Origin of the sequence: Paraburkholderia sp. CNPSo 3076 (assembly GCF_026343935.1) — a bacterium.
Lineage (GTDB): Bacteria > Pseudomonadota > Gammaproteobacteria > Burkholderiales > Burkholderiaceae > Paraburkholderia > Paraburkholderia nodosa.
In genome coordinates this window covers 1-2,454 of sequence record NZ_JAPMAL010000105.1, presented here as the reverse complement: position 1 = coordinate 2,454, position 2,454 = coordinate 1, and the positions used below count along the sequence as shown (strand labels likewise).

Below are 2,454 nucleotides of genomic sequence, written 5' to 3'. Positions count from 1 at the left end.
CTCCAGGCCGGTGTCGACATCAATACGATACGCGGCTGGCTTGGGCACGTTTCGTTGGAGACGACCAATATCTACGCCGAGATCAATCTGGAAACAAAGGCGCGGGCGCTAGCGACATGCGAAGTGGAAGGCGGTGCCGAAGGACAAAAGCAATGGCGGGATCAGCCCGACCTGATGACCTTCCTCCGCACCTTGTAACCGAATAATATGTGCTGTTCGCTTTCCACAAAGGTACCGCCTTGGCCTAGTTCGTTATCGAGCAGCACATATTTTTTACCGCACCATACTCGTGGTTGTATAGGGGTAGGAAACGGCGATCGCCGTCCCCTCCCTCCGAACCCGGTGTGCAGTTTTCCCGCGACGGGCTCTCCAGTCAGTTGTTTCCACATCGGGATTGGCGCGCCAATCGAAGGGCCTCGGACATCGTGAACAGCCCAAGATTAGCGAAGAAGGCATTTGGCCATCGCGTGTGATCGCGAAGGCAGTGACCCTGACCCGGACGATGAAGCTGTCTGCGCAGGATCGCTCGCAGACGCCGACGAACAAAGCCGTCGACGGACGAGAAGGTGTAGCGGTGGGCGTGCTGGAAATAGCCGAACCAGCCACGCAGGATCGGGTTGATCGACGCAATGATGGCCTCGATCGAATCGCCCCGGCGTCGCCTGGTCAGGGCACGGATTTTAACCCGCAGCCCCATGAGACTCTTCTTGCGCACCCACCGTTGGCCCGCCTCGAACCGGTAACCCAGAAACTCGAACCCATGACCCTCCAGCCGGCAATCCCCAACGTGGGTCTTGTCAGGGTGCAGTGTCAAGCCGTTCGCATCCACCCAAGTCCGCATGCGCGAGAGCGCAGCTTCCGCTTCCTCGCGTGTACGGCATAGCACCACGGCATCATCAGCGTAGCGCACCATCACCAGCCCTGCCTGGCGCATTTCCACGTCAAGCTCGTGCAGGTACAGATTAGCCAACAGGGGGCTGACAACCGCCCCTTGCGGACTGCCAGAAGTCGGCGTCCAACGCGTCATGTCTTCCATGATGTCTTGCTTGAGAAAGTACTGGATGAGTTCCAGAACCCGGCCGTCCGCGATTCGCCCGGCCACTCTCGCAAGAAGAGGCAGGTGCGGAATCGAGTCGAAATAGCTTTGCAGGTCGGCATCGACCACCCAGCAGTAGCCCGCTTTCACATGGCGGTCCACTTCGCGCAGCGCATCCTTGCAACCCAAGCCCGGGCGGAAGCCATAGCTTCTCGGCTCGAACTCGTGCTCAAAGATCGGCTCGATCACCAGCTTCAGGGCCGCTTGAACAACGCGGTCCTTTACAGCGGGGATGCCGAGCGGGCGACGTCCTTTACCTTTCGGTATGTAGACGCGCCGCACCGGCTGCGGGCGATAACTACCATCCTGCAATGCATGCGCCAGTTCAGTGAGATAGCGGTCCCGCGCCTGCGCGAATCGCTTCACGCTCATGCGGTCCACTCCTGCCGCCCCGGCGTTCTTCTCGACCTGAGCCCATCCCAGCGCGAGCGTGTCCAGTCGAAACACCTTGTCAATCAGGCTGTGCCATTTACCTCCTTTAACTCCGTTTTGTAGAGCAGCCAACATAGCGTCCGTCCAGATTGAAGCTGACGCGAATTTCCGCTGCACGCAGCTTCCCAGCGCGTCTGCATCTCGTCTAGTCGTTTCCGACACTGGCGATGCTTCGATCTTCATCTCTGATTCCTTCTGGTCTTCTGCTATCAACTTTCCTGCCCCGCTTCCCTAGTGCGCCTTTTGCTCTGACGCAGGTCTCCACGGCGTGATGCTGCCATGTGCAGTACTACCGGGACTCTGACTCCTGCCAGCGTTCACCTCGCCGGCAGGTCTCCCCGCTTGCTTCGTGCTACCGTCCCATCGTTCCGTCCTCAACCACGTGGTACGCCACCGCACCGCTTTATCCGCCACGACAGCGTGCTGTGTTACTTCCAGGCTTCGCCACTTTAGTGCAGGCTCGCCGCCATACCCCGCCGAAACAGGTTCGTTAACCTACGGACCGAGAGTTCGCCTCCGGTTACTCCCCACCCCGCCTCACGACGACGCAGTTACCTTCAGCTACGGAGCTGTGGCCAACTCCGACGGGGACTTACACCCCGCAGATAGCACGCCATCACGGGCGTACACTAAACCGCTGACGCGGTAGTGGGAGGTGGGCACAGGTTTGTGGCTGACTTTTCATGAAGTGGGTCGTCTGGCGCTGAACCCCGGCGAGGCGGTGATCGATATCGCCAGGAGCAGTATGTGAACGCCCGGTTGGGCATTCCACCCACTGCTTCCAGGAGGTTCGCCATGACGCCACTGCGCCAACGCATGCTGCATGACATGCAGATCCGCAACCTTGCAGAGAATACCCAGAAGTCCTATTTGATTCAGGTATCCAGTTTCGCCCGACACTTCCGCCGTTCGCCCGAACTGCTGGG

2 protein-coding genes and 1 pseudogene are annotated in these 2,454 nt (G+C 59.5%); 2 read left to right on the top strand and 1 reads right to left on the bottom strand.

Translation table 11 applies throughout. From position 1 onward, the window contains the following. A pseudogene (locus M3A49_RS42165) lies at window positions 1-198 on the top strand (integrase); the annotation flags it as partial. Window positions 199-373: 175 nt separating this feature from the next. On the opposite strand, the gene ltrA reads toward M3A49_RS42165, so the two are convergent. Then, entirely contained in the window at window positions 374-1,711 is a 1,338-nt protein-coding gene (gene ltrA / locus M3A49_RS42160; RefSeq protein WP_266233970.1) for a group II intron reverse transcriptase/maturase, read from the bottom strand. Between the two features lie 612 nt (window positions 1,712-2,323). Here ltrA and M3A49_RS42890 point away from each other — a divergent pair. After that, on the top strand, window positions 2,324-2,454 hold a 131-nt coding region (locus tag M3A49_RS42890), incomplete at its 3' end, for a phage integrase N-terminal SAM-like domain-containing protein (protein ID WP_416339122.1).